This is a genomic window from Aestuariivirga sp., assembly GCF_037139295.1.
Taxonomy (GTDB): Bacteria; Pseudomonadota; Alphaproteobacteria; order Rhizobiales; family Aestuariivirgaceae; genus Aestuariivirga.
The window spans coordinates 1-1,565 of record NZ_JBAXGR010000311.1; the positions used below are offsets into that span (position 1 = coordinate 1).

Annotated in this window: 2 protein-coding genes; both read left to right on the forward strand. The window is 58.6% G+C overall.

Going from position 1 to position 1,565, the window contains the following annotated elements:
• The coding region (locus WCJ41_RS22215) for a PDZ domain-containing protein (RefSeq protein ID WP_336908010.1) at nucleotides 1-1,042 on the forward strand (1,042 nt) is incomplete at its 5' end.
• Nucleotides 1,043-1,091: 49 nt separating this feature from the next.
• On the forward strand, nucleotides 1,092-1,565 hold a 474-nt coding region (locus WCJ41_RS22220; protein ID WP_336908011.1), incomplete at its 3' end, for a hypothetical protein.

Sequence of the window (1,565 nt, forward strand, 5' to 3'; positions counted from 1 at the left end):
ACGCGTCAGTGTGACGCGCGGCGTGGTCTCGCGCATTGATTTCCAAGGCTATTCGCACAGCGGCATTGACCAGCATCTGGCCATCCAGATTGACGCGGCCATCAACCCCGGCAACAGCGGCGGCCCCGTCCTGCAGGAACACAAGGTCGTCGGCGTGGCCTTCCAGGGCTACAGCGGATCGGTGGCCCAGAACGTCGGTTACATGATCCCGACCCCGGTCATCGGCCGCTTCCTCAAGGACGTGAGCGACGGACACTATGACCACTATACCGACATCGCGGTCTCGCATTTCTCGATCGAGAATCCGGCGCAGATCAAGGCGCTGAAGCTTGAGGACAACGGCATGGGGGTCATGGTCAGCCATGCGGAAAACGCCGGTGCCGCCAGCGGCAAACTGAACACGGGCGATGTCATTCTCGCCATCGACGGCAATCCTGTTTTCAACAACGGCCTCATCAAGGTTGAGGGCGAGTTCATGGACATGAACGAGATCGTTGAACGCAAGTTCGCCGGCGACAATATTACGCTCGATATCCTGCGCGATGGAAAGAAGGACAAGGTGAACATCACCCTGCAACGCTTCCTGCCTTATCTTGCGATGGGTGAACAATACAATCAGCGCCCGCGCTATGTGCTTTTTGCGGGCATGCTCTTCCAGCCCATGAACCGGAACCTCATGGAGGCCCACGGCATTCACGATCCCCTCGTCAGCTACACCTTTGACAACTACCTCTCCAAGGAGATTTACAAGGAACGCCCCGAAGTCGTCGTCCTCACCTCAATCCTGCCGGATGAAGTCAACAGCTACCTTCAGGGCTTCCAGCAAAGCATCGTGGATGAGGTCAACGGCGTAAAAATCAAAACCCTCAAGGACGTCGCGGACGCCCTCAAGAAGAAAGAAGGCGACGGCAAGTTCATTGTCATCAAGCTGCTGGAAAAGAACCGTCCACTGGTGCTCAAGCGTGATCTGGCGGAGGCGGCGCACCCGCACATCATGGAGACCTACCACATCCAGGAGGACAGCTACCTCGGCGACGAATAACAGTCGTGAAACCAGACCCGGACCCGACTTTCATCCCTCTTACAACATCATGAAGAATCTGCTCCTTGCCCCCACCCTGCTCATCTTGATTAGCGGAGGCGTTCTTGCCGAGAAAAAGCCCTCGCACTCCGATACGGCCCCCACCCCGTCGGCTGATGCCGCGCGCAACACCTCGCTGCTCAAGGTCAATGTCACCATGCAGCCTTGGAACCAGCGCATCCCGTGGCAGAAGATATCGCCCAGTTCACGCCGCGGACTCGGCGTGCTGCTCGAAGGCAACCACATCCTCGTCACCGCGCAGATGGTGGCGGACGCCACCTACATCGAGCTCGAGAAGGCCGATTCCGGCCATCGCCTGCCTGCCAAGGTGAAAGCCGTGGACTATGACGCCAATCTCGCACTGCTGGAACCTGCTCAGGCCGTTGACGGTTTCTTCTCCGGCCTCAAACCGATGGCGGTGGAGACCAACGCGCACATCGGCGATTCCCTTCAAGCCTGGCAGCTTGACCGCGCCGGTGAACTC